This is a genomic window from Blautia sp. DFI.3.45 (genome assembly GCF_020593505.1).
Taxonomy (GTDB): domain Bacteria; phylum Bacillota; class Clostridia; order Lachnospirales; family Lachnospiraceae; genus Blautia_A; species Blautia_A wexlerae.
On record NZ_JAJDMI010000116.1, the window covers coordinates 1 to 1,716 of the forward strand.

A 1,716-nucleotide genomic window follows, 5' to 3' on the forward strand; every position below is an offset into this window, starting at 1 on the left:
TGGTATGCTCCCCGTCAAGAGGACAATAAAAAATAATAAATTTTTGTATCGTCAGCCATGCTATGGCTGGCGATATTTTATGCTGCTTTTGTATATTGCTCATGATATTTCATTGGTGTCATTACATGCAGTTTCCTTTGAAGTCGTTGGTTGTTGTAGTAATCTATGTAATTAGCTATCGCAGTAATCAAAGAGCTTCTGTCATTAAAACGCTGTTTATAATACATTTCTCGTTTTAGAATTCCCCAAAACCCTTCCATTGGTCCATTGTCAATACAGTGGGCAACTCTAGACATACTCTGCTTCATATGATGTTTTTTTAATCTAGTATAAAACTGTGCGCTTGTATATTGAAAGCCTCGATCAGAATGAACTAATGGGTGTGCATCTGGCTCCTGACGAACAGCCTCATCAAACGTGTCCATAACTAATGGATTATCATTATGATCGCTGATTTTAAAGGAAACAATCCTTCTATCATATAAATCTAAAATAGCACTCAGATAAACTTTATGAACTTCTATTCCGTTGTAGTATTTAAATTCAGAAACATCTGTAAGCCACTTTTCATTCGGTTTTTCGGCGTGAAATTCACGGTGTAAATAGTTTTTTGCTATGTGATCAGGATTTCTGTCTCCTCTGGTACAACTCTTAGGTTTCCATTTAATATTTGATTTTATATCGTATTTCCTACAAATACGAAGTACTCGTTTATCATTCACATGAATTCCTTTATGTCCATCTAATTCATCACGAATCCTTCGGTATCCCATATCTGGATGCTGGTTATGAATCCTTTGGATTTCAGTGGATAGTCTTTCGTTTCGAAGTTCATTATTACTTTTCGGATATTTTACCCAGCGGTAATACGCAGAACGTGTAACATTAAGATATTTACAAAGTCTATCTATGGGATAATGCTTAGTAGACGATAGTTTTTGGATGGCTTCATATTCGGCTAACCGATGGATTAAAGATAGCGCCCCCTCCTTTCCAGTTCTCTGACTTTTTTTAACAGATCATTCTCCATTTGTAAGTCTAGATTTCTTCTTTCTAGTTCAGCTATCTTGTCACGTAGCTCTTCTTCAGGTGTTCTGCTTGGAAGAGAAGCTATACGACGTCCACGTCTGTCTTCCAGACCCGCTTGACCCATCTTTTCGTATCGTATTACCCAATTGCGAACTTGTTGATAGGAACAATCATATTTGAGTGCCATTGCACCATAATTCTTATCATTTGCAAGACAATCTGTTACTATTTTTAATCTCTCATCAAGTGTAGTGTTCTTTGCTTTTTTCATGTAAGCACCTCCAGTGGATGTTTTTAATATTCCACCAGAATTATACACCTTAATCCAATCGGAAAGCTGTCTGTGTGAACGAATTCCGTATTTTGTGCAAATATCCTGAAGAGATCCTTCTCCGTTAAGATAATCATTTATAGCAGATATTTTTAAATCTTTTGAATAAGATTTGTTTTTCGGTTGATTGAGTAATCCAGTTGGTCCATCATACTGATAAATAGAAATCCAATTTCGAATACTATGATGATCAACTCCCAATTCTTTTCCTGCTTGCCGTATGCCAATTTCTCCTGCAAGGTAGCGTTCGACTATTTTTACTTTTTCTACTGGTTCTATCTTACTCTTTCTGAACATGAAAATACCCCCATATAGGACTTTTATATTTCATTGTCCTATATGAGGGTAGCATATCA

General features: G+C 36.0%; 2 protein-coding genes. Both read right to left on the reverse strand.

Going from position 1 to position 1,716, the window contains the following annotated elements:
• Nucleotides 1–77: 77 nt before the first annotated feature.
• Entirely contained in the window at nt 78–971 is an 894-nt protein-coding gene (locus LJE09_RS17120; protein WP_173704929.1) for an IS3 family transposase, read from the reverse strand.
• Nucleotides 971–1,657 (reverse strand): helix-turn-helix domain-containing protein, encoded by a 687-nt coding sequence (locus LJE09_RS17125; protein WP_055058267.1) that lies wholly within the window; start codon nt 1,655–1,657, stop codon nt 971–973. The genes LJE09_RS17120 and LJE09_RS17125 overlap by 1 nt, the downstream gene beginning before the upstream one ends.
• Between the last annotated feature and the right edge of the window lie 59 nt (nt 1,658–1,716).

What these genes read in the sequence shown, in the direction of transcription:
- LJE09_RS17125 (WP_055058267.1), bottom strand. Translation starts at nt 1,657, where the DNA reads ATGTTCAGAAAGAGTAAGATAGAACCAGTAGAAAAAGTAAAAATAGTC.